This is a genomic window from Corallococcus sp. AS-1-12, assembly GCF_020036995.1.
GTDB lineage: Bacteria > Myxococcota > Myxococcia > Myxococcales > Myxococcaceae > Corallococcus.
In genome coordinates, this window is sequence record NZ_JAIQDD010000032.1 from 1 (window position 1) to 20,961 (window position 20,961).

Below are 20,961 nucleotides of genomic sequence, written 5' to 3' on the forward strand. Positions count from 1 at the left end.
CTGGGGGCTTCTTCTTGCGATGTCACCCCACCTCTATGCGGCTCGTAGGACTGCTTATTCCGCGCAGACCTCCTGTCCGACAAGTTTGAGAAGCGCGGCCAGGACGGGCTCTCCCCTCCGAACCGCAAGAACCTGTCCGACTGTCCGACAAGTTTGAGAAGCACGGCCAGGAGGGGCTCCGCCCATCCGCACCACGCGAAACCTGTCCGACTGTCGGACAGGTTTTGGGCGTCCGAGTCGGGCGGGGAGACTGGTCAACATGGAGGGCCGGCGCTTGGAGCGTGGCGGACTTCGGCCGCTTGCGCGTCACCCGGTGGCGCTCAGGTGAACATCCCGAGGACTCGGTCCTCGCTGTAGCCGGGGAACACCTTCGTCAGGGCCACTCCAGGACGACAGGTCCGGAGGGCTTCGGACAGGGGGGCGCGGACGTCGGTCCAGGAGGGCACGTCCCGTCCGTCCTGGAGGCGGTCCACCGTGAGGGACTCGAAGCGGCCGTGCACGCCGCCCTTCACTCCGCCTCCCAGCGCGAACATCACGCCGCCCACGCCGTGGTCCGTGCCCTGATTGCCGTTCTCCTTCACCGTGCGGCCGAACTCCGTCATCACCAGCACCGTCACCGTGCCGAGCTTCGGGCCCAGGTCCGCCGCGAACGCGGCCAGCGCGTTGCCCAGCTCCTCGCACCGCTTCGCGAACGCCCCCTGGGTGACGCCCTGCGCGACGTGCGTGTCCCAACCGCCCATCTCCGTCGCGGCGACCTCCAGCCCCACGTCGCCCTTGATGAGTCGCGCGATGTCCTGGAGTCGGCGGGCCAGCGGCGTCGCCGGATACGTCACGCCGGGCGAGGCGGGCAGCTTCGCGAGGCGGGCTCCATCCAGCTTCTTCATGGCCTCGAAGGCGTCCGCGCCCGCGCCTTTCAGGGCCTGATCCACCGCCCCGGCGTAGAGCGCGGAGAAGCCCTGACGGGCGTCGCCATGCTGGCGTCCGGTGCGCAGCCGGAAGTCCTCCAGCCGCCCCAGCGCAAGAGCCCCCGCGTTGCCGTAGAGCGCGCGGGGCAACGTGGGTTGCAGCGCCACGGCTCGCAGGGGTGCGTCGTCCTTCGCGTCCAACAGCGCCCGGTTGAGCCAGCCGTCCGCGGTGGACTTGCGGCCCGGCGTGCCGGTCTCCAGGAAGTCCTGCGCGTCGAAGTGCGAGCGCGGCGCGACGGGCAGCCCCACGCCGGGGAGCACCGCGAACCTCCCTTCCGACCACAGGGGCATCAGTGCGCCGAGCGCGGGATGAAGACCGAAGGGGCCCGTGAGCCTCGGTGCGGCGTGCTCGCCCTCGAACTTGAGCGCGAGCGTGGGCCTTGCGCGCTGATAGGCGTCGTCTTCAACGGGCGGCACCAGCGACAGGCCGTCCGCGCCGCCGCGAAGGAACACCGTGATGAGTGCGCGACGGGCGGGCGCATCGCCTGGACTCGAGGCCCAGGCGCGGGACAGGAAGGACGGCGCCAGCACGAGGCCCGCGCCCGTCATGCCCAGGGATTGAAGGAATCGCCTTCGGGAGAGCCGTGCGGTCATTGTTTCTGGAACTCCGGCGAGCCGAGCAGCAGCCCCGCGATGAGCGGCACGTCCACGGGTGGCGCTTCGTCCACGGCGCTCGCGGCCTCTCGCTTCTCCGCCAGCGCCGCGAGGATGGTGGCCTTTGTCTCTTCCGACGGCTTCGCTCCCAACAGCGCCTGTCCCAGGCCTTCCACCCACTCCACCGCCGTGGGTGCCTGCCTGGGCGCGAGCGCGTCCAATGACACACGCGCTCCGGGCAGCCTGCCTCCCACCAGGTCCAGGCCGAAGTTGAGCCTCGCCACCAGCGCTCCGCTGTTCACCCAGGGCTCCGCCACCTCCGGGAAGCCCGTGGGCGCGGGGGCCCGGTAGAGCGGCTCGCCCATCAAGGCCAGGTGACGCAGCAGCCGGGGCGTCACCTCCACCTGTGCGTTCGTCGCTCGCAGCGCGGATACCACGTATTCGAACGGCGTCTTCACCTTCGCGGCCCGTGCCCGCGGCGACTGGAACTCCGGCGACTGGAACAACGCCCGATACACCGCGCGCAGGTCCCCCTTCGTTTCGAGGAACACCTTCGCCACGCGGTCCACCAACTCGGGGGAGGGTTCATCCGCGACGAAGCGTCGCGCGAGCTTCAGCGCCATGTGACGCGCGGTCGCGGGATGGCTCGCCAGCAGATCCAACACCCGCTCCCCGTCCTTCTCCCCGCCTCCCGCCGGAATCGCCTTCCCCAGCACCACCTTCGCGTCCCCGTCATGCGCCACCTTGCGGAAGACGAACGCGGGCTCCTTTCGCGGCTTGCGGATGCTCCAGCCGGTGAAGCAGCGCGCGACCTCGCGCACGTCGTCCTGCGTGTAGCCGCCGTCCACGCCCAGCGTGTGCAGCTCCAGCAGCTCGCGCGCGTAGTTCTCGTTGAGCCCCAGCTTCGGCTTCGCGTCTTCTTCGTCCTCCGCGTCCTCCAGCATCGCGGCCTGCCGGCGGAAGCGGCGCGGGTGGCGCAGCTCCTCCTGGCTCAGCCCCTCACGCGTGCTGCGCCAGTTGTCCAGGTAGAAGAGCATCGCCGGGTGGTGCGCCGTCGCGCCCAGCAGCTCCCGGAAGGTGCCGAAGACATGCGGCCGGATGGCGTCGCGCTCGTAGGACGTGGCCAGCCACTTCACCACGCCATTGTCCTCGGAGACGTTGAAGTGGTTGAACCAGAAGTCCACCAGCACCTCCTCCAACTGGCGCGGACTCTCCACCGCGCGCAGCACCCGCGCGGAGGAGCGCTCGAAGACGACGCGCGCAGGGCCCCGCTCGCGCTTCTCCTCGGGGGGCATCTCCGGTGGTGGCCTGGGGTAGTCCTCCACGATCTGCTCCATGGACATTCCCAACGTGGGGAACGCCTGGAGCTTCGCGCTCAACCCGGGCGGCAGCGCGGCACCGGACGCGGGCTGGAGCTGGGCGTCCACCCACCCGTCCACGCCCAGCCGCTTCATCTCCGCCAGGTCGCGCGCCGAGGGGCCGTACGCCAGCCGCTGCAGCACGTGCACCGCGCGCGCCTCGTCGAAGGGCGCGGGCGCTTCAGGTGCCGTGACCTGCGACCGCGACGCACACGACAGGCACACGGCCACCAGGGACCAGACAGGGAGGGCGCGCATGGTGATGCATTCAACCCCGGACGCGCCCGGAAGTTACGTGCCGGCCTTGAAGCTCAGTGCAGCATCGCGCCGAAGAGCGACATGCCCAGGTTCACCGCCGACGCGATGACCAGGCCCGCGCCCACCAGACCCGCCGCCGTGAGGGCCATGGGGTTGCGGTCCGCGATGCGCAGGCCCTTGTGCAGGGTCTTCTTCAGCATCGTGCGCTGGCAGTGCACGTGGATGCGGCCCTCCAGCGCGGCCTGCAACTGCGCCACCATGTCGTCCACGGACTCGAAGCGGTCCTTGGGGTCCTTGCTCATCCCCTTCTTCACGAACCACATCAGCTCCGCGGGCACCGGGCCCTGCGCGCTGTGCTTGTGCATGGCCCCCATGCTCAGCTCGCGCGTCTGCACCGCCGTCATGATGTCCGGCACGGACTGGATGCCTTCCAGGTAGTGCGACAGCGACAGGAGCTCGTGGAAGAGCACGGACAGGCTGTAGACGTCGCTGCGCGCGTCCATCGCTTCATGCTCGCCGCGCGCCTGCTCCGGGGACATGTAGAGCGGCGTGCCCACCACGGAGCCCAGCTCCGTCTGGAGCGGCCGGGCCGAGTGCAGGTCGTTGTTCGGCGTGCCCTCCGGGAGGGCCCTGACCGCGGACGCCCCCACGCGGCGCGCGAGGCCCCAGTCCAGCACCGTCACCTCACCGAAGGGGCCCACCATGATGTTCGCGGGCTTCAGGTCGCGGTGGATGAAGCCCTTGCCGTGCGCGTACGCCACCGCGTGCAGCACGCCCAGGAAGATCTGCACCCGCACCTGGAACGGATAGCGCACCAGCGCGTCCAGCTCCGAGTTGCGCAGCCGGGCGATGATGGACTCCAGCGTCTCGCCCTTCAGGTGCTTCATCAGGAAGTAGTACCGGCCCTGCTCATCCACGCCCACGTCGTGCACGGGCGCAATGTTCGGGTGGTCCAGCATGCCCACCGTGCGGATCTCCTCCACGAAGCGCAGCACCCGGTCCAGGTCCGCGCCCGGGGGCAGCCGCTTGAGCGCGACCTCCCGCTCGATGTCGTGGTCGCGGATGAGCACCACCTCGCCCATGCCGCCCTGCCCCAGCGGGCGCACTTCCTCGAAGCGCTCGCGCTGCAGCGGAATCACGCTGGGCTGCTGCCCCTTCCACTCCACGCGCGGCAGCACCGTGTTGCGCCGCTGGGTCGTGGACGCACCCGGGGTGAGCGTGGGAGCCAGCGCCGCGGCTCCCGAGTTCGGAGAAATGAGCGTGTTTTCCAGGCCGGCCGCGAGCGTTTGACTCATGGGACGCCAGGAATAGCAGGCACTCCCCGCGCGCGCCCACCTACGCGCAGTCCATGACGCAACCGCGCGAAACCACTGGGCCGGCAGGCGGCCAGGCGTCACCCCGCCGGGGTGAAGGGCACGTCCAGCACCGGCAATTTCGTAGCGCCGGGCAGGTCGTAATGCCACCACTCCATCCGGTTGCGCTGGAAGCCGGCGCCCTCCATGGCCTTGCGCAGCACCTCGCGGTGCTCGCGGGAGGCCGGGGTGCCGCCGGTGTAGCCGTGGTGCGCCGCGGGGGTGAAGTCGTCGAAGGGGGTGGGCATCTCCACCTCCGCCCCGTCCTTCGTCACCAGGGTCAGGTCCACCGCCCCGCCCCGGTTGTGATTGGAGCCCTTGCGCGGGTCCGCCACGTAGCCGGGCTTGGGCAATATCTTCCACATCTCATACTGCACCGCGCGCGGCCGGTAGCAGTCGTACACCTTCAGCCGGTAGCCCTGGGCCCGCAGCACCTCCGCGGCCCGCGACAGGCGCTTCACCGAGTCCGGCAACAACAGACACCGCGCGCCGTCCGGGTACACCTGCCGCTTGAGGAAGTTATCCTTCGTCGCGTAGCGCAGGTCCAGCACCAGGTCCGGGATGACGGTGGCCGCGTCCACCAGCTCCGCCTTCGGCGCGCCTCCGAGCAGCGCCAGCGTCAGCGTGAGGCCTGCCGCCGGGAGCATCAGCGCACCCCGTCCGTGTACACGGTGGGGTCCGGCACGCCCGCCTCCTGGAAGCCCTTCGCGCGCAGGAGGCAACTGTCGCAGCGGCCACACGCGCGGCCCTGCGCGTCCGGGTCGTAGCAGGAGTGCGTCATCCCGTAGTCCACGCCCAGCTTCACGCCGGCCTGGATGATCTGCGCCTTGGTGAGGCCGGAGAGCGGCGCGTGCACCTTGAAGGTCGCGCCCTCCACGCCCGCCTTGGTGGCCAGTTGGGCCATGGACTCGAAGGAGCGGATGAACTCCGGGCGGCAGTCCGGGTAGCCGCTGTAGTCCACCGCGTTGACGCCAATGTAGATGTCCGTGGCGCCCACCACCTCCGCCAGGCCCAGCGCCATGGAGAGGAACAGCGCGTTGCGCGCGGGCACGTAGGTGACGGGGACGTCGTGGGACATGGCGTCCTCCGTGCGGTCCTTGGGCACGGGGATGTCGTCCGTGAGGGCGGAGCCGCCCACCTGCCGCAGGTCCACCGTCACCACGCGCACGTCGCGCACGCCCATGGTGGCCGCGACCTTCTTCGCCCGCTCCAGCTCCACCGCGTGGCGCTGCCCGTAGGCGATGGACAGGCACACCGGCTCGAAGCCGTCCGCCTTCGCCATCGCCAGGCACGTCGTTGAGTCCAGGCCTCCGGACAGGAGCACCACCGCACGCTTCGCCATTCCATCCTCCACTTCGGGGCGGCGCACGTTACACGACGGGGACGGGCCCCGGGTGTTTCAGTCGATGCGGTCGCCGCTCACCGTGTACACGGTGGTGCAGGTGCTGGGGTTGCACGTGCAGCTCTTGCTCCCGCTCTTGCTCGGCAGGAAGACGTCCGTGAGCGTGCCGCACGCGAGCGACACGTCGTAGCCGTTCTCCGTGGGCGCGGGGAGGTCGCCCTCCGGCACGCCGCCGTCCAGGCGCTTGCAGTCGCGGGCCACGTTGCGCGCCTGGCTGTCGCTCAGGAGCATGACGTCCATGGCCTCCTCGATTTCGGAGTCCTCGCAGCCGGTGCCGCACGAGTCGCGGCGCGCGATGGCGCGGTGGGTGGAGGACACGCTCTGGCCGGTGTAGCCCGCGTCGCGCGAGAAGCCCTGCACGGTGAAGAAGCCCGTGCCCGCGTCGGTGTCGCGGGAGAAGGTGCCCTCGAAGTAGAAGCTGCCCGCGTCGTCCAGTTGCGCGAAGTCGCGCGAGCCCGCGTCACACGTGGTGCGCGCCGCGTCCAGCTTCGCCTGGAAGCGGAACGTCCCCATCACCTGGTCGCCCGGGTAGACGGGGTCGTTGAAACAGCCCACCGCCACGGCCAGGGCCGCCGCGGGGAAGAGCGCCACTGCCAGTCGCTTCAGGTGCATGACGCGCTCCAGGTTAGGCGTCCAGCGACGCCAGGGCCAGTTGGCGGAAGGCCTCGCTGCGGGACAGCACCGCTCCCACATCCACGCCGGCCGGGTCACCGCCGCGCACGTCCGAGTCCAGCCGCGCCAGCACGCGCCCCGCCGCCAGCGACGCGGGCATCGCGCGCCAGGCCGCCACCGCCGCGTCCTCCCACGCCAGCACCGCGCCGGGACGGGTGAGCTCCACGCCCTCCGAGCCCAGCGCCAGCGCCAGCGCGCACAGCCAGCCCAGCTCCACCGCGCCGAAGCAGCCGAGCGCGCCCGCGCCCAGCACCAGCGCGTCCGGCGACGTGAGGTACGCCTCCACGCCGCCGCGCGGGTCGACGGACACGCGCACGCCCTGCGCGCCCAGCGACTCGAGCACCGGCTTCAGCGCGACGTGCAGCCGCGCGAGGCTGGCCTCCGTCACCGGCACCAGGCCCTCCGGCTCCGGGTGCTGGAAGTCCTGCACGGGCCGCTCCAGCCGGGACACGGGCGCGCGCGGCGCGGGGGCGTCGCTGCCCACGAGCGCGGCGCCGATGCCGTCCGTGCGCTCCGCCTCCGGACGGCCCAGGGCGCGCAGCGCCTCCGCGTACAGCGTCCAGCCGTCCACGTCCGGCCACTTCTCCCGCAGGAGCGCGGGCCAGAAGCGCACCGCGAGCACCGCGCCGTCCGGAGTCGGCGAGAAGCGCTCGGTCACCCACCGCGTCAGCGCGGGCGTGAGCTGGTTCGCGTCCGCGAGCCGCTCCGCCAGCCGCACCGCCGGGCCCACGAGCTGCGCGTCCAGGTAGCCGCGGAGGATGACCTCCAGCTCCGCGGGGTCCCGCGTGAGGCGCTCGCGCAGCCGCAGCGCCTCGCCCACCAGGCCGCGCGCCTCGGCGAACTTCACCCGGCGGGCCAGCCGCTCGTCCGAGTCCGGGAGCTGCTCCAACTGCGTGGCGGCTTCGGCCCAGCGCTGCTGTGCTTCGTAGGCGTCCGCCAGGCGCTCGCGGTACGGCGCCCACGCGTCGGCGCCCGCGAGCTTCGCGAGGGTGTCCGCCAGCGCGAGGAACACCGTGGACTCGCGCGCCTCGTCCACCAGCGCGAGCAGCGCCCGCACGGCGGCGAGGCTGTCCGCGTCGTCGGTGAGGGCGGCCTCGAAGGCCTCGCGCGCCTCGGCGGGCTGGGCCAGGGGGCCTTGCAGCAGCTCGCCGCGCTCCAGGTGCAGCAGCGCGCGCGCCTTCGCGTCCTTCGTGTCCTGGGCGATGAGCGCCAGCGTGCGCTCCGCGGACTCCAGGTGGCCCAGCTCGCGCTCCAGGGCGTAGCGCTCGCGCAGCAGCTCCTCGCGGCGCGCGGGCCAGCCGTCCGCGGCGAAGGCCAGGGACTCCAGCCGCGCGGGCTCCGGAAGCGCGCGCACGCGGGCGAGCACCGCCTCGGCCAGGGCCTCCGGCTCCAGGCCCAGCTCCGGCAACAGCAGCAGCAGGCGCGCGCCGAGGCCGGGCTCTCCACCCACCTCTTCCAGGGCGCGCAGGCGCGCGAGCGCCGGGGCCGGACGGGCGCGCAGCACCTCGTCGCGCAGCGCCACGGCGAAGGCGGCGTCCCGGTCGTAGGACAGGGCCGCCAGCTCCAGCAGGCCCTCCCACTCCGCGTCCTCGCGCAGTCCGTCCGCCAGCGCGGTGGCGTGGGCGGGGTCCGCGTCCGGCGTCGCGACCAGGGCCCAGAGGGCCACGCGCGTGCGGGCCGCGTCGCCCGCCTGCGCGGCCATGGCCAGCGCGTCGGTGTACTCGCCCGCGGCCATGGCGGGCGCGAAGCCCACGTCCAGGGCGCGCGCGAAGGCGCCCAGGCGGGCGAAGCGCTCGGCCAGCTCCGACGCGGACAGCATGTCCGGCGCGTCGGTGGCGATGCGCTCGACGACCTCCAGCGCCTCGCCCATCTCGCCCGCCTTCTCCCAGAGGCCGGCGGCCTCCAGCAGCAGCGGGGGGCGCTCGTCCGGCGCGGCGAGCCGGGCCGCCTGGAGCAGCGCGCGGGCGGCGCGGGGCGCGTCCCCGGAGGCGCGGTGCAGGTGCGCGACGAGCAGCGCGGCGCGCAGGTCCGGCTCCGTGGCGACGGCGGCCTTCGCGGCCTTGAGCGCGTCCTCCAGCAGGCCCGCCTTCTCGAAGGCGCGCGCGGCGGCCACCAGCAGCGACACGCGCTGCTCGCCCGACGCGAGCTCCGCGCGGGCCACGCGGACCTCAGCGCGGCGCGCGTGCGCGTCACCGAGCAGCGGCTCCAGGGCCTCCAGCGCGTCGGCGTAGCCGGCACCGGAGGCGCCCCGGGCCACCACCGCCTCCAGCGCGTCGCGAGCGGCCTCCTCGCGGGCCGCGTCCCTGGCCAGCCCCGCGAACTCCAGCCGGAGCACCGCGGACTCGTCCGCGTCGTCCGTGAGCGGGATGAGCCGCTCCAGCGCGGCGAGCAGCTCCGTGGACGCCTTGCGCGCGCGCAGGCCGTCCACCAGGGCGCGCAGGGCGGCCGGGTTCTCCGGGTCCGCCTCCGCCGCGCGGCGCGTGAGGGCCCAGGCCGTGTCCGCGTCCGACAGCGACTCGTTCGCCACGGACGCGGCGGCGAGCAGCAGCTCCGCGGCGCGCGAGCCTCCCGCGGCCTCCGCGCCCGCTTCGTAGATGCCCAGCAGGTCGCCATGGCGGCCCAGGGCGCGCAGGCCCTCCACCGCGCGGTCGATGACGCCCGCGTCTGCGGGGCGCAGCCGCGCCAGGGGCACCAGCGCGTCGATGGCCTCGCGCGGGTCGTCGAAGAGGTCGGCCGCGCGGCGCAGCAGCACCTCCTCCGTCGCCGCGTCCTGGGCCCTGCGCGCCAACTGCAACGACGCCCGGTACAGGCCGGGGCCGTTGCCCGTGCGCGAGTGCACCTCCGCGAGCAGCGACAGCGCCTCGCCGCCGCGCGCGCCCTCCGGCTCCAGCGAGACCACCGCTTCGAAGGCATCCGCCGCGTCGTGGAACGCGCCCGACGCGAGCGACGCGTGGCCCAGGCGCAACCACGTGCGCACGCGGACCGGCACCGGCAGCGAGTCCCCGCCCAGCGCCAGCACCCGGCGGTCATACGGCTGCGCGGCGGCGGGGCCTCCGCCCTGGGCGGCCAGCTCGGCGCGCGCGCAGAGGGCGTCCACGTCGCCGCCCGCGCGGCCCAGGTAGTCGTCGAAGGCCTCCGCGGCCTTGAGCGCTTCGCCCGCGTCCAGCAGGCGCTGGGCCCGCTCGCGCAGCAGGGGCAGCGCCTCCGTGGGGGCCACGGCCTCCGCGCGCTGGCCCAGCAGGTCCGCCAGCCGGCGCACGTCTCCGGCGGCGCGCTCGCGCACGTGCTGGAAGGCCTCCGCGTTGGCGGGGTCCAGCTCGAAGGCGCGGTCCTCGCAGAGGATGGCGCGCTCGCGGGCCCCTTCTTCGCGGAAGGCGCTGGCGGCGGCGAGGTAGCTCGCGGCGGCCTCGGCGGGCGTCTGGCGCTCGGCGCGGCGGAGCATCAGCTCGGCCAGGGCCTGGCGCTCGCCGCTCTCCTCCAGGTAGGCGCGGTGGCGCGTGAAGACGGGCTCCCGGAAGGGGTCCGCCTCCAGGAGGATGGCGTCGAACTCGGCGGCGTCCGCGGGGCGGCGCACCTGGTGCAGCAGCTCCGCGGCCTGCGCGGTCAGGTTCAGGTCGTCCGGCTTGGCGGCGCGCGCGGCGATGAGCGCGGCGGCGGCGGCCTCCGGCTTGTTCGCGCGGTCGCGGTAGAGGACCGCGGCCTGGTACAGCAGCGCCGCGTGGCGGTCGGCGTCGATCTCCGACTCCGCGCACTCCTCGTACCAGGCAGCCAGCTCCGCGAGCCGGCCGTCGCGCTCCAGCAGCTCCGCGAGCAGGCCTTCGGCTTCCGCGAGCCACCGGTCCTGGCGCAGGGCCTGGCGCAGGAAGCCCTCCGCCTTCGCCGTGTCCGCGAGCTCGCCCAGGTGCAGGCGGGCCAAGCGCAGCAGCACCGCCGCGCCCTCGCGCGTGCCCGTCATCCGGGGCAGCCCGCGCTCCCACCAGCGCGCCTCGGCGGCGGCGTCGTCGCGGCGCTCGGCCAGGGCCGCGCCCATGCGCGCGGTGTCCAGCTCCGCGGCCAGCCCGAAGGCGCGCTCCAGCGAGGCCTCCGCCGCGTTCAGGTCCAGCTTCACGTCGCGCAGCAGCTCCGCGCGGCGGCGCTCGCACGCGGCGGCCTCGGCGTTGCGCTCACCGGCGGCGAGCAGGTCGCGGGCGTTGGCGAGCGAGCGCAGCGCGTCGTCCGTGCGGCCCATCGACTCCGCGAGCCGGGCCTCCTCGTCGTAGGCCGCGAGCGCGGCGTCCACGTCTCCAGCCTCGAGGCTGAGCGCGGCCACCGGCTGGAGCTCCGCCAGCAGCTCCGCCGTGCGGCCCGTCTCGCGGTAGAGGGCGACGAGCCGGCGGCGCAGCGGCAGCGGCTCCTTCGCCATCTTCGCCGCGTGGGACAGCAGGGACGCGGCGATGCCCGCGTCCGCCAACGCCTCGCGCGCCCGCTCCGCCAGCGACACCAGCCGCGCGACGGTGTCCTCGGACGGCGCCAGCACGCGCGCGTGGGCGACGCGCACCTCGAAGGCGCCGCGCGGGTCGTCGCGCTCCAGCAGCGCGGAGAGCCGCTCCACGGCGCGCTCGCACAGCGGGCGCTGCGTGAGCAGGGACCGGTACGCGGCCACCGCGCGCTTCACGTCGCCGGCCTGCTCGGCCAGGTCGCCCAGGCGCAGGCTGGTGGCCTCCGCCGCCTCCGGGGCCGCGCGGAAGTCCGCCGCCTGGACCAGGGCCTCCTGCAACGGCAGGGCCTCGCGCACCGCGCCGCGCGCGTAGAGCAGGTCCGCCAGCGTGGCCAGGTCCTCGCCCTTCGCGGGCACCCGCTCATGCGCGCGACGCGCCAGGGCCAGCGCCCGGTCCAGCTCCTGGGCCTGCCGCGCGTAGGTGACGCCCTCGCGCAGCAGCGCCGCGGCCTCGGCGGCGTCGGCGTCCTCCGCCGCGGCCTCCAGCAGGCCCGCGGCCTCCAGCAGCTCGCCCCGGCCGGCCACCAGCGACACCAGCCGGCGGCGCACCGCCGCGTCCGCCGGGGCCAGCCGCAGCGCCTGGCGCAGCGCGGCCTCCGCGGGCGCGCCCTGCCCCAACCGGTCGAGGTAGAGGCTCGCGAGCTCCGAGTACAGCGACGCGGCGGCGGCGGGCGGCGCGTGGGGCGCCTCGGCGGCGAGCAGCTCCGCGAGCCGGGCCCAGTCCTCCAGGTCGCGCAGCACGCGCTGCAACGCGAGCGTCGCCTCCTCGTGGCGCGGCGCCAGGGTGAGCGCGGCCTCCAGGTCGCGCGCGGCGGCCTCGCGGTCCTCCTGGGCTTCGAGCAGCGCGGCGCGCAGCAGGAGCGCCTCCACGCGGCGGGCGATGGGCCCCTGGCGCGCGGCCTCGGCCAGCGCGGCGGCTTCGTCCGCGGGCTTGCCTTCGCGGCGGGCCAGCTCGGCCAGTTGGAAGAAGGCATCGCACCGCGCGTCGGCGGGCGGCTCCAGCGCGATGGCGGCGCGCAGCGCGTCTCCGGCGGAGGCGCGCTCGTCCTTCTCCATCAGCACGGAGGCCAGGGCCAGCAGCCGCTCGCGGGCGCGGGCGCCCAGGGTGGCGTCGGCGGCCACGGCGCGGCGCCACGCCTCCAGCTCCGCGGGCGCGTCCGACGCCTCGCGCGCCAGCTCCGCCAGCATCAGCAGCAGCGGCGCGGGCCGGCGCGACAGCTTCGCGGCCTGGGCGCAGTCATCGCGCGCGGGCCCCGTGCGGCCGGCGCTCCGGTGCAGCGCGGCGCGGCGCGCGAGCAGCTCGGCGCGGGCCTCCCCCGACGCGGCGGACACCAGCGTGCCCAGCAGCTCCAGCCGCTCGGACTCTTCCTCCGGCGTGCCCGTGCCGGGCGGGGGCAGCAGCTCCAGCAGCGCCTGCGCCGCCCACGCGTCCTGCGGCTCCTCCGCCAGCAGGCTGCGCAGCGAATCCGCCGAGGCGCTCGCGCGGCCCAGGGCGAGGCACAGCTCGGCCAGCTCGCGGCGGGCCTGACGGCGGGCGTCTCCGGAGAGGCGCGGCCACAGCTCCACCAGCAGGTCCGCCAGGGCCTCGCGGGCGCCGGCCTTGCGGTGCAGCGCGGCCAGCTCCAGGCGCGCGTCCAGGTCCTCCGGCGTGCGCGCGCAGAACTCCGCGAGCAGCCGCCGCGCCGCGTCCGTGCGGTTCGCGCGCACGGCGGCGGTGGCGGCCTTGCGCGTGAGGGCCACGCGCTCCGCCTCGCGCGGGGCGTCCACGTCCGCGGGCGGCAGGGCCAGCACCGCCTCGAAGTCCTCCAGCGCGGCGCGGGCATCCGTGGCCAGCCGCAGCTCGCCCCGGCGGATGCGCGCGGGCGCGAACGTCGCGTCGCGCTCCAGCGCCTCCGCGAGGAAGGCCTCCTCGCGGCTCGTGCCCGCGGCCAGCAGCGACGCGCGGAAGAGCAGCTTCGAGCCCGCCCGCGCATCCGGCACCAGCGTGGCCCGCCGCGCGTACAGCCGCGCCGCCTCCAGCTTCTCGCCGCGCTCCAGCTCCAGCTCGGCCAGGGCCTCCAGCACCTCCGCGGCGAGCGGACCCTCGGGGCTCGCCTCCAGCGCGGAGGCCAGGCGCATCAGCGCGGCGGCCTTCTCCCCGCGCTCCAGCAGGGCGCGAGCGCTCTGGAGGAACAGGGGCGCCGCCTCCTCCGCCCGGTCCGCGCCCGCCAGCGCCTGCGCGCGCGTGGCCCACAGCTCGGCCAGCGCCTGCGTCTCGCCGGCCTCCGTGTAGAGGGCCTCCAGCCGCGTGGCGAGCACGTCGTCCAGCCGCCGCAGCGGGAACGCCTGCGCGTACGCGGCGATGGCGCCCTCGCGGTCACCCAACAGATCGCACGCGCGTCCCAGCCGGGCGCGCACGTCCGCCAGCTTCTCCGGCGCCGCGGTGCGCGGCAGCGTGGCCAGCAGCGACTCCAGCGCGCGCCGGGCGTGCTCGGGCCGCTCGCAGCGCAGGCTCAGGTCCGCCAGGTCCAGCAGCACCGCCGCGTCCGGAGCGAGCCGCGCGGCCTTCTCCAGCGCCACCAGCGCGTCGCCCACGCGGCCCAGCCGCGCCTCCAGCACGCCGGCCAGCTCGCGCAGCGCCGCCGCCGCCAGCCGCTTGTCGCCCTGCGCCTCCGCCACCCGCGCGCGGTCCTCCAGCGCGGTGGCGAGCCCCGCCAGGTCGGAGCGCTTGCGCTGCAACGCGCACAGCTCCCCCAGCGCCGGCAGGTCGTCCGGCTCCGCGCGCAGCACCTCCTGCAACGCGTGCACGGCCAGGTCCAGATCAAAGGCCAGGTCGCGCGCGGCCACCGCGAGCCGGCGGTACTTCTGCGCCCGCTCCTTCGGCTCCGTCGTCAGCCGCGCCAGCGCCGCGAGGCACCGGGTGAGCTGCGCGCCGTCGCGGCGGGCCTCGGCCAGCGCCAGCAGCGACTCCAGCGCGGGCCGGTGGTCGCCGTCCGCCTCCAGCGCGAGCGTGAGCAGCTTGTCGGCCTTGTCCGCCTGCTGGAGCTTGCCCCGGTACAGCTCGCCCGCCTCGGCCCACAGCGCGGCGCGGGCCTTCGGCTCCTCCTTGAGGGCGGCGGCCTTCTCCAGCGCCTCGGCCAGCTCCTGCGAGCGGCCGGTGACGCGGAAGTACGGGATCAGCTCCTCCAGCGCCACCGCGTCGCGCGGATCCAACGCGAGCGCCGCTTCCAGGTGCTCACGCGCCCGCGCGGGGTCGCCCAGCTTCGCGCGCGACAGGCGCGCCAGCGCGTGGTGGCTCTCGTGCGCGGCGTGACGGACGCTCTCCGAGCGCGGCGCCGGCCCCGCCAGCTCCAGCGCCTGCTGGTAGCCGCTCAGGGCCTCCTGCAACCGGCCCAGGCCTTCCGCCACGCGCGCGGAGGCGAACAGCGGCTCCGGCTCACCGGGCAGCAGCGACACGGCCTCGCGGTAGCGCAGCAGCGCGTTCTCCGGCTGCTTCAGGCCCTCTTCCCACACCCGGCCCGCGAGCAGGTCCGCCTGTCCCACGCGGTCCAGCTCATGGCGCGCCATGGACACTTCACGCAGCCGGTCCAGCGCCTTCAGCGCGCGCAGGTGCTCACCGCCGCGGTGGCACAGCTCGCCCAACAGCAGCAGCGCGTCTGGCTGGTCCGGCGACAGGCGCAGCGCGGCCTCGCAGTGCAGCCGGGCCCCCGCGATGTCGTCCTCCGTCTGCGCGCACAGCCGCGCCAGATGCACGTGCGCGTCCGCGGCCTCCAACGGGTCGCGAGCCAGCGCCGCGAGCCGCCGGTACGCCCGCACCGCGCCCGCCCGGTCGCGCGCCTGATCCGACGCGCGCGCCAGCGCCTTCAGCGAAGGCAGGTGGTCCGGCTTGAGGCCCAGCAGCTCATGCAGCGCCTTCACCGCCACCTGGGGCGCGGTGTCGCGCGAGGAGCGCGCGGCGGCCTCGGCGGCGAAGAACGCGGCGGCCTCTTCGGAAGTCCTACGGGCCAGCGCGCACAGCGCCAGGTAGCGCTCCGCCGCGCGGGCACCTTCTCCCCGGCGCTCGCGCACCACGGCCTCGCCCCACAGCGCCGCGGGGCTGCGGTCCCGGCGGCGTGACAGCGTGGCCGCCACGTCCAGGGCCAGGTCATGCGCCTGCGGATCCGCGACCAGCAGCGCCAGCAGCCGCTCCGCCGCGAACGGGTGCGCGTCCTGCGCGTCCCCGGCCTGGAGGTACGCCTGCCGCGCCTCCGCGAGCCGTCCCTGCGCGACCAGCCCCTCCGCGTCCGCGAAGGCCCGGGCGCCCTCCAGCGCCAGCATCAGCTCCTCGTCCGGCGCGGCGGGCGGCGGCAGCCCTCCGGCGGCGAAGCGCAGGCGCAGGCCGGTGCTGGAGACCTCCGCCGCGGACAGGCGCGCGGTGTCCAGCGTGGGCACCTTGTAGCCCCGGCTCAGCGCGGCCCGCTCGCACAGCGCGGGCAGCACGCGGGTGGAGAAGCCGGTGGCGCCGCGCACCTCCACGTCCGGCAAGAGCCCCAGCGCGCCCACGGCCTCCGACAGCAGGCCCGGCAACTGCACGGACGGCGTGGCGGAGAAGCCATACAGCCGCACGTCGTAGACGTAGACGGCCAGCCGGTCCCCGTCCGCGTCGAAGGCGATCTTGAACGTGAACGGCGTGCGCTCCGGCGCCGGCAGCCGGCCCTGGCCCTCCAGGTAGCCGGGGCGGAAGTGCAGCCGCAGCTCCTCCACGCCCGCGAGCCGCCCAGCCAGCTCCGCCACCTTGCGCGTGACGAGGTCCGCGTCGACCGTCAGCTCCAGGAAGCCGAAGAGCAGCTTCTTGCGCTGGTAGCGCGTGGCGCCCGCGCTGACGTTGAACGGGAAGCTGACGTCCGGAATCTGGAGCGCGAAGTCGGCGATGCGCAGCCCGGGCTGGACCTCCAAGGCCGGAAAGCCCACGAACGCACGCCGATCCAACAGGCGAAGCTCGGGGGCGGCGCCGGATGCAGGCGCGACGGGCTTGGGGGACTCGCTATCGGTGGCCATCGGTGGAGGGTGGGGAGGCTACCATGACCCCTAAGCCCTGGAATTTTTAGGCAAACCCTTGGCTGGGAAGCAGGCGGCGGGGCACGGCATACCCAGGCGTTCTCCAGGTGATTCCGTCCTGGAGGAACGTCATGCGCCCAAAGCGGAAGCCGTGCAAGATGCCGCGCCGTGCTGGCCCCCGACGCACTGGTCCTCGACGGTCGATTCCGGGTTCTCAAGCCCCTGGGCTCCGGGGGCATGGGAGAGGTGTACCTGGGTGAGCAGGTCTCCCTGGGCCGCAAGGTGGCCATCAAGGTCCTGCACCACGACCTGCACGCCCAGGCCGGCATGGCCGAGCGCTTCAAGCGCGAGGCGCGCCTGCTGTCCGCGGTGGAGCACCCGGCGGTGGTGCGCATCGTGGACTTCGGCCAGTCCGGCGACGCCGCGTGCCTCGTCATGGAGTTCGTGGAGGGGCAGAGCCTCCATGACGCGCTCCAGGGCGGACCGCTGCTCGCGCCCCGGGCGCTGGCGCTGCTCCAGCAGTTGGCGGAGGGGCTGGCCGCCATCCACGACAAGGGCATCATCCACCGCGACCTGAAGCCGGAGAACGTCCTCATCTCCCCGTCCGCGCGCGGAGAGCAGGCGCGGCTGCTGGACTTCGGCATCGCGCGGCTGGTGGAGCCGGAGGCGGGCAGCGCGCTCAGCCAGGTGGGCGTGGTGCTGGGCACGCCGGAGTACCTGTCCCCGGAGCAGGCCGTAGGCGCGAAGGTGGACACGCGCAGCGACCTGTACTCGTTCGGGGTGCTGGCCTACCGCGTGCTGTCCGGGCGGCTGCCCTTCGACGGGCCTTCGCCGCGCCACTTCCTGTCGCAGCACGCCTCGCACGCGCCGCTGCCGTTGGACCGCGCGGCCCCGCAGTTGTCGCGCTACGTGGGGCTGCTGTCGCTGGTGATGCGGCTTTTGGACAAGGACCCGGCGAAGCGTCCGCAGACGGCGAGCGAGCTGGCGGACGCGCTGGGCCTGGCGCACGCGGCGCTGATGGCGTTCACGCCGAGCCAGGGCACGCCCATCGTCCACGCGAACATGACGCCCTCCAGCGGCACGGCGGCCTTCGGGATGAACCCGGCGGCGCCGGCAGGCCCGGGCTCGGGCACGGCGGCCTTCGGCGTGGCGCCGGCGCCAGCGGGGACGACGCCCCCGGCGCAGGCACAGCCGCGCACGGGCACGGCGGCGTTCGGGACCACGGGCCGGCTGTCAGGCCCGATGGCGGCGGTGACGGGCGGCGCCGCGGCGGCGAAGGCGCAGAACGTGACGGTGATGCTCACCGACATCCAGGGCTTCACCGACCGGATGAGCCGGCAGACGCACGAGGAGAACGCGCGGATGCTGGACACGCACGACCGGCTGCTGCTGCCGCTGGTGCGAGAGCACGACGGCAAGCTGGTGCAGAAGCGCGGAGACGCGCTGGTCGCGGTCTTCCGGGCCCCCACCGCCTCCATCCGCTGCGGCATGGCGATGCAGCAGGCGCTGTGGCGCTACAACCAGACGGTGCCGGAGGAGCACCAGCTCCACATCCGCGTGTGCCTGCACGCGGGCGAGGTGCTGGTGACGAACGACGCGGTGCTCGGCGAGCCGATGGAGGTCGTCAAGGCGGTGGAGCACGTGGCCGCCGCGGACGAGGTGACCTTCACCGAAGCCGTGAACATGGTGCGGAACCGCGCCGACGTCCCCGCCGAGCCCTGCGGCACCATCCCCCTGCCCGGACGCGAGGAGAAGGTGCAGTTGTACCGGCTGGCGCGCGCGACGGAGGGCTCGCCGTTCGGCGCGGCGCTGGGCACCCCCGACTCCGGGGCGAAGCCGTCACCGCTCGATGTGCTGCGCGCGAAGGCGCTCCAGGGCGTGGCCTTCCTGCGGCAGCGTCCGCGCGTGATGGCGGGCGGCGCGGGCGCGCTGGCGCTGGTGGTGGCGGGCGCCGCCTGGATGGCGCACGCGAATGATCCGCGGGTGCAGGCGCGCGGGCTGCTGGACGACGACAAGCCCCGGGAAGCGCTCCAGCGGTTGGAGGCGCCGGACGCGCCGGATGACGCGGAAGCGAGGCAACTGCGCGCGGCGGCGAAGCACGCGCTGAACAGGCACAACGAGGAGCACGGCCTCATCCTGGGCCTCGACGAGGAGGGCCGGCGGGCGCCGGAGCCTCGGCTCCTGGACGGGCTGGCCGAGGACTTCGGCAACAACGAGAAGGACCTCTCCGCGCGCAGGGCCCTGGAGGCGCTGCCCGCCACGACGGTGCGCTCCCATCTCGAGTCCCTGGCCAAGGGGGCTCCCTCGATGAAGCAGTGGGGCGCGCTGCGCTATCTGGACGCGAAGGACAACGCGGGCCTGGAGCTGGTGGGGCTCTACTCCACTGCGCTGGAGTCCAGCGACTGCGGCGTGCGCACGAAGGCCGCGCTGCGGCTGGTGAGCCTGGGCAACCCCAGCGCCCTGCCCGCCCTCACGCGCGCGGCGGAGAACCCGCCCGGCGGCAAGGCCTGCAACCCGCAGACGTTCAACCGGGCCATCGAGGAGCTGAAGAAGAAGTCCGCGCCGTAGCGTGGCTCCAGGGCCGCGCATGCGGCACGCAGGCCGCACGTTCCGTGCGGATCCGCTGTGCACCCATCTTGCACTCGCGGCGGGCCTCCCTTGCCGTCCCCTTCCGGAGCCCCATGAACCCCCTGCGCTGCATCACCCTCATCACCGTCCTCGCCTGTGCCGCCACCGCCTCCGCGGCGCCGCCCAAGACGAAGAACTCCAAGGCCGCCAAGCCGGAGGAGACCGTGCTCGCGAAGGACGTGCGCGTGCGCCGCATCGCCCCTGGCGTGTGGATGCACATCACGAACGCGGGCAAGGACTGGGGAGGCACCGCCGCGAACGGGCTCCTCGTGGAGGACGGTGACGCGTCCATCCTCGTCGACACCGGCTGGACGCCCGAGCAATCCCAGGCGCTGCTCACCTGGGCGAAGGACACGCTCCACCACCCCGTGCGCGCCGCGCTGGTGACGCACTTCCACATTGACCGGACCGGCGGCATCCCCACGCTCGACGCGCAGGACATCCCCGTCCACGCCCGGGAGGACACCGCGCTGCGCGCGGGCAAGGAGAGCAACCCCGTCCCCTCGAAGCGGCTGACGGACGCGCAGGACTTCGGGCCGCTGTCCGTGTTCTTCCCCGGCGCGGGGCACTCGCCCGACAACCTCGTCGTCATGCACCCGGCGTCAGGCATCCTCTATGGCGGCTGCTTCATCAAGGACGCCCGCGCCAAGAGCCTGGGCAACCTGGAGGACGCGGACGTCGCCGCGTGGCCCGCGAGCTTCAAGGCCGCTCGCGCGCACTTCCCCGATGCCCGCATCATCATCCCCGGACACGAGCAGCCCGGTGGAACGGAGCTGCTCGACCACACCGAGGCCCTGCTGAAGAAGGCCTCACGCTGAACCGCGCGGGGCTTCAGTCGTCCCGGTGCGCGTGGCCCTTCTTCTTGCCACGCCCCGGGCCGTCCCAGTCGTCGTCGTCCCAGCCGCGGCCGCCCTTGTCCTTCACCTTGTCGTTCACCTTGATGAGGTTGCGCGAGTACGCGTCGTAGTCCAGGTGCAGGTGGCCCTTCTGGCCCCGGCCGTCCACGCGGAACTTCACCTTCCACACGTCGTTGCCGGTGAGGTGCGCCTCCTGCAGGTCACAGCGGTAGCCGCGCGAACGGCACTGGTCGAACCCGCGCCGCACGGCTTCGTCGTAGCCCATCGCCACGGGCCGTGACGGCGGAGGCCTCGGAGGCGGCCTGTGCGGACGCGTCTCCGCCACGATGCAGCCGGACGACAGCAACAGGCTTCCCAGGAGCAGGGGCAGTCTCATGCGCGGGATGACGCCACAGCCGCGTCTGGATTCAAACGCGCTCGCGGTGCGAGCAGGCCCCAGCGACTGCCGTGAGACTACAAAGCTCCAGGTGAGGCGAACGCGACGAACAGCTCACCCGCGAGGTACGCGCGCATCCCCTTGCTCGCCGGTCGGATGAAATCGTTGAGCAGCGCACCGGAGTTGAGCTTGTGCACCGTGGGGCGCGCCAGGTTCATGCGGCTGCGCGCCACGCCCTTGCCGCCCCGGTGGATGAACGTCACGGTGCCGTCCGGCGCCACGCTCTCCACGACCGCGATGTGCGTCATGCCGTCGTTGCGCTTGCCGTCGCGGTTGCGGTCGTACGTCTCCTTGAAGAACGCCAGGTCGCCCGGACGCGGGTTCAGCCGGTGCACCGCGCCCGCCGCCTGCGCGCGCCGGAAGATGCCCGTCACCGCGTTCTCTCCCGCGAGGAAGCCGTGCGCCACCAGGTCGATGCCGGCCTGCAGGTACGCCAGCCGCACCAGCCCCGAACAGTCATTGGGCACCGAGCGGTCCAACCGCCGCGCGCCCACCAACTGCGCCGCGCGCGCCACGATGCCGCGCGCCAGCTTCGACGGCGGCGGCAGCAGCTCATCCCAGAAGCCGCCCGGCCCCTGCGTGGGCCCGGTGAAGAGCGCCGCGGCCTCCAGCGCCGCCGCGATGACGCCCGCCTCCTCCGGCACCGGGTGCGGATCCGCCTCCAGCAGCGCCGCCAGTCCCTCGCTGCCCTCCGGCGTCACGAAGGCCAGCGGCGGAGGCGCTTCGGACTTCACGTTGAGTGCGCCCACCGCGCCCACCGGCGCGACGCTTGGGGCTTCCACGGAAGGCCGCGCGACGGGCGCGACCGGGAGTTCCACCGCCATGCGAGGCGCGGCGTCCGGGACGTGCGCACAACCCACCAGGCAGCCCAGCGACATCAGGGTGACGAGCGACGAACGGCGCAGCAGCAACAAGTCCTCCGGGGGTGAACGCGGGCGCATTCAAC

General features: G+C 74.3%; 11 protein-coding genes. 2 read left to right on the forward strand and 9 right to left on the reverse strand.

The features are described 5' to 3' along the window. Positions 1–320: 320 nt before the first annotated feature. From K8556_RS33195 to K8556_RS33225, 7 genes are all read right to left on the reverse strand, one after another. Positions 321–1,559 (reverse strand): DUF1501 domain-containing protein, encoded by a 1,239-nt coding sequence (locus tag K8556_RS33195; protein WP_223744124.1) that lies wholly within the window; start codon positions 1,557–1,559, stop codon positions 321–323. Beyond that, the gene (locus K8556_RS33200) at positions 1,556–3,175 is read right to left on the reverse strand and encodes a DUF1800 domain-containing protein (RefSeq protein ID WP_223744125.1); all 1,620 of its coding nucleotides are present in this window, start codon (positions 3,173–3,175) and stop codon (positions 1,556–1,558) included. The genes K8556_RS33195 and K8556_RS33200 overlap by 4 nt, the downstream gene beginning before the upstream one ends. Positions 3,176–3,228: 53 nt before the next feature. Beyond that, complete coding sequence (locus K8556_RS33205) at positions 3,229–4,470, reverse strand: serine/threonine-protein kinase (protein ID WP_223744126.1); 1,242 nt, start codon at positions 4,468–4,470, stop codon at positions 3,229–3,231. Positions 4,471–4,568: 98 nt separating this feature from the next. Next, complete coding sequence (gene ddpX / locus K8556_RS33210; protein WP_223744127.1) at positions 4,569–5,174, reverse strand: D-alanyl-D-alanine dipeptidase; 606 nt, start codon at positions 5,172–5,174, stop codon at positions 4,569–4,571. Next, positions 5,174–5,869 (reverse strand): 7-cyano-7-deazaguanine synthase QueC, encoded by a 696-nt coding sequence (gene queC / locus K8556_RS33215; RefSeq protein WP_223744128.1) that lies wholly within the window; start codon positions 5,867–5,869, stop codon positions 5,174–5,176. Before queC ends, ddpX begins: the two co-directional genes overlap by 1 nt. 57 nt (positions 5,870–5,926) lie before the next feature. Next, complete coding sequence (locus K8556_RS33220; RefSeq protein WP_223744129.1) at positions 5,927–6,541, reverse strand: hypothetical protein; 615 nt, start codon at positions 6,539–6,541, stop codon at positions 5,927–5,929. Positions 6,542–6,554: 13 nt separating this feature from the next. Next, the gene (locus K8556_RS33225) at positions 6,555–16,094 is read right to left on the reverse strand and encodes a flagellar hook-length control protein FliK (protein WP_223744130.1); all 9,540 of its coding nucleotides are present in this window, start codon (positions 16,092–16,094) and stop codon (positions 6,555–6,557) included. A gap of 168 nt (positions 16,095–16,262) precedes the next feature. Here K8556_RS33225 and K8556_RS33230 point away from each other — a divergent pair, with 168 nt between their 5' ends. Continuing rightward, positions 16,263–18,662: a protein kinase gene (locus K8556_RS33230; protein WP_223744131.1), complete on the forward strand. Its 2,400-nt coding sequence runs from the start codon at positions 16,263–16,265 to the stop codon at positions 18,660–18,662. 113 nt (positions 18,663–18,775) lie between these two features. After that, the gene (bla, locus tag K8556_RS33235; RefSeq protein ID WP_223744132.1) at positions 18,776–19,540 is read left to right on the forward strand and encodes a subclass B1 metallo-beta-lactamase; all 765 of its coding nucleotides are present in this window, start codon (positions 18,776–18,778) and stop codon (positions 19,538–19,540) included. 13 nt (positions 19,541–19,553) lie between these two features. On the opposite strand, the gene K8556_RS33240 is transcribed toward bla, so the two are convergent. Further along, the gene (locus K8556_RS33240; RefSeq protein ID WP_223744133.1) at positions 19,554–19,955 is read right to left on the reverse strand and encodes a hypothetical protein; all 402 of its coding nucleotides are present in this window, start codon (positions 19,953–19,955) and stop codon (positions 19,554–19,556) included. A gap of 77 nt (positions 19,956–20,032) precedes the next feature. Then, complete coding sequence (locus tag K8556_RS33245; protein ID WP_223744134.1) at positions 20,033–20,956, reverse strand: CHAP domain-containing protein; 924 nt, start codon at positions 20,954–20,956, stop codon at positions 20,033–20,035. Positions 20,957–20,961: the final 5 nt, after the last annotated feature.

What these genes read in the sequence shown, in the direction of transcription:
- K8556_RS33225 (WP_223744130.1), bottom strand. Translation starts at nt 16,094, where the DNA reads ATGGCCACCGATAGCGAGTCCCCCAAGCCCGTCGCGCCTGCATCCGGC.
- K8556_RS33200 (WP_223744125.1), bottom strand. Translation starts at nt 3,175, where the DNA reads ATGCGCGCCCTCCCTGTCTGGTCCCTGGTGGCCGTGTGCCTGTCGTGT.
- bla (WP_223744132.1), top strand. Translation starts at nt 18,776, where the DNA reads ATGAACCCCCTGCGCTGCATCACCCTCATCACCGTCCTCGCCTGTGCC.
- queC (WP_223744128.1), bottom strand. Translation starts at nt 5,869, where the DNA reads ATGGCGAAGCGTGCGGTGGTGCTCCTGTCCGGAGGCCTGGACTCAACG.
- K8556_RS33245 (WP_223744134.1), bottom strand. Translation starts at nt 20,956, where the DNA reads ATGCGCCCGCGTTCACCCCCGGAGGACTTGTTGCTGCTGCGCCGTTCG.
- K8556_RS33205 (WP_223744126.1), bottom strand. Translation starts at nt 4,470, where the DNA reads ATGAGTCAAACGCTCGCGGCCGGCCTGGAAAACACGCTCATTTCTCCG.
- K8556_RS33240 (WP_223744133.1), bottom strand. Translation starts at nt 19,955, where the DNA reads ATGAGACTGCCCCTGCTCCTGGGAAGCCTGTTGCTGTCGTCCGGCTGC.
- K8556_RS33195 (WP_223744124.1), bottom strand. Translation starts at nt 1,559, where the DNA reads ATGACCGCACGGCTCTCCCGAAGGCGATTCCTTCAATCCCTGGGCATG.
- ddpX (WP_223744127.1), bottom strand. Translation starts at nt 5,174, where the DNA reads ATGCTCCCGGCGGCAGGCCTCACGCTGACGCTGGCGCTGCTCGGAGGC.
- K8556_RS33220 (WP_223744129.1), bottom strand. Translation starts at nt 6,541, where the DNA reads ATGCACCTGAAGCGACTGGCAGTGGCGCTCTTCCCCGCGGCGGCCCTG.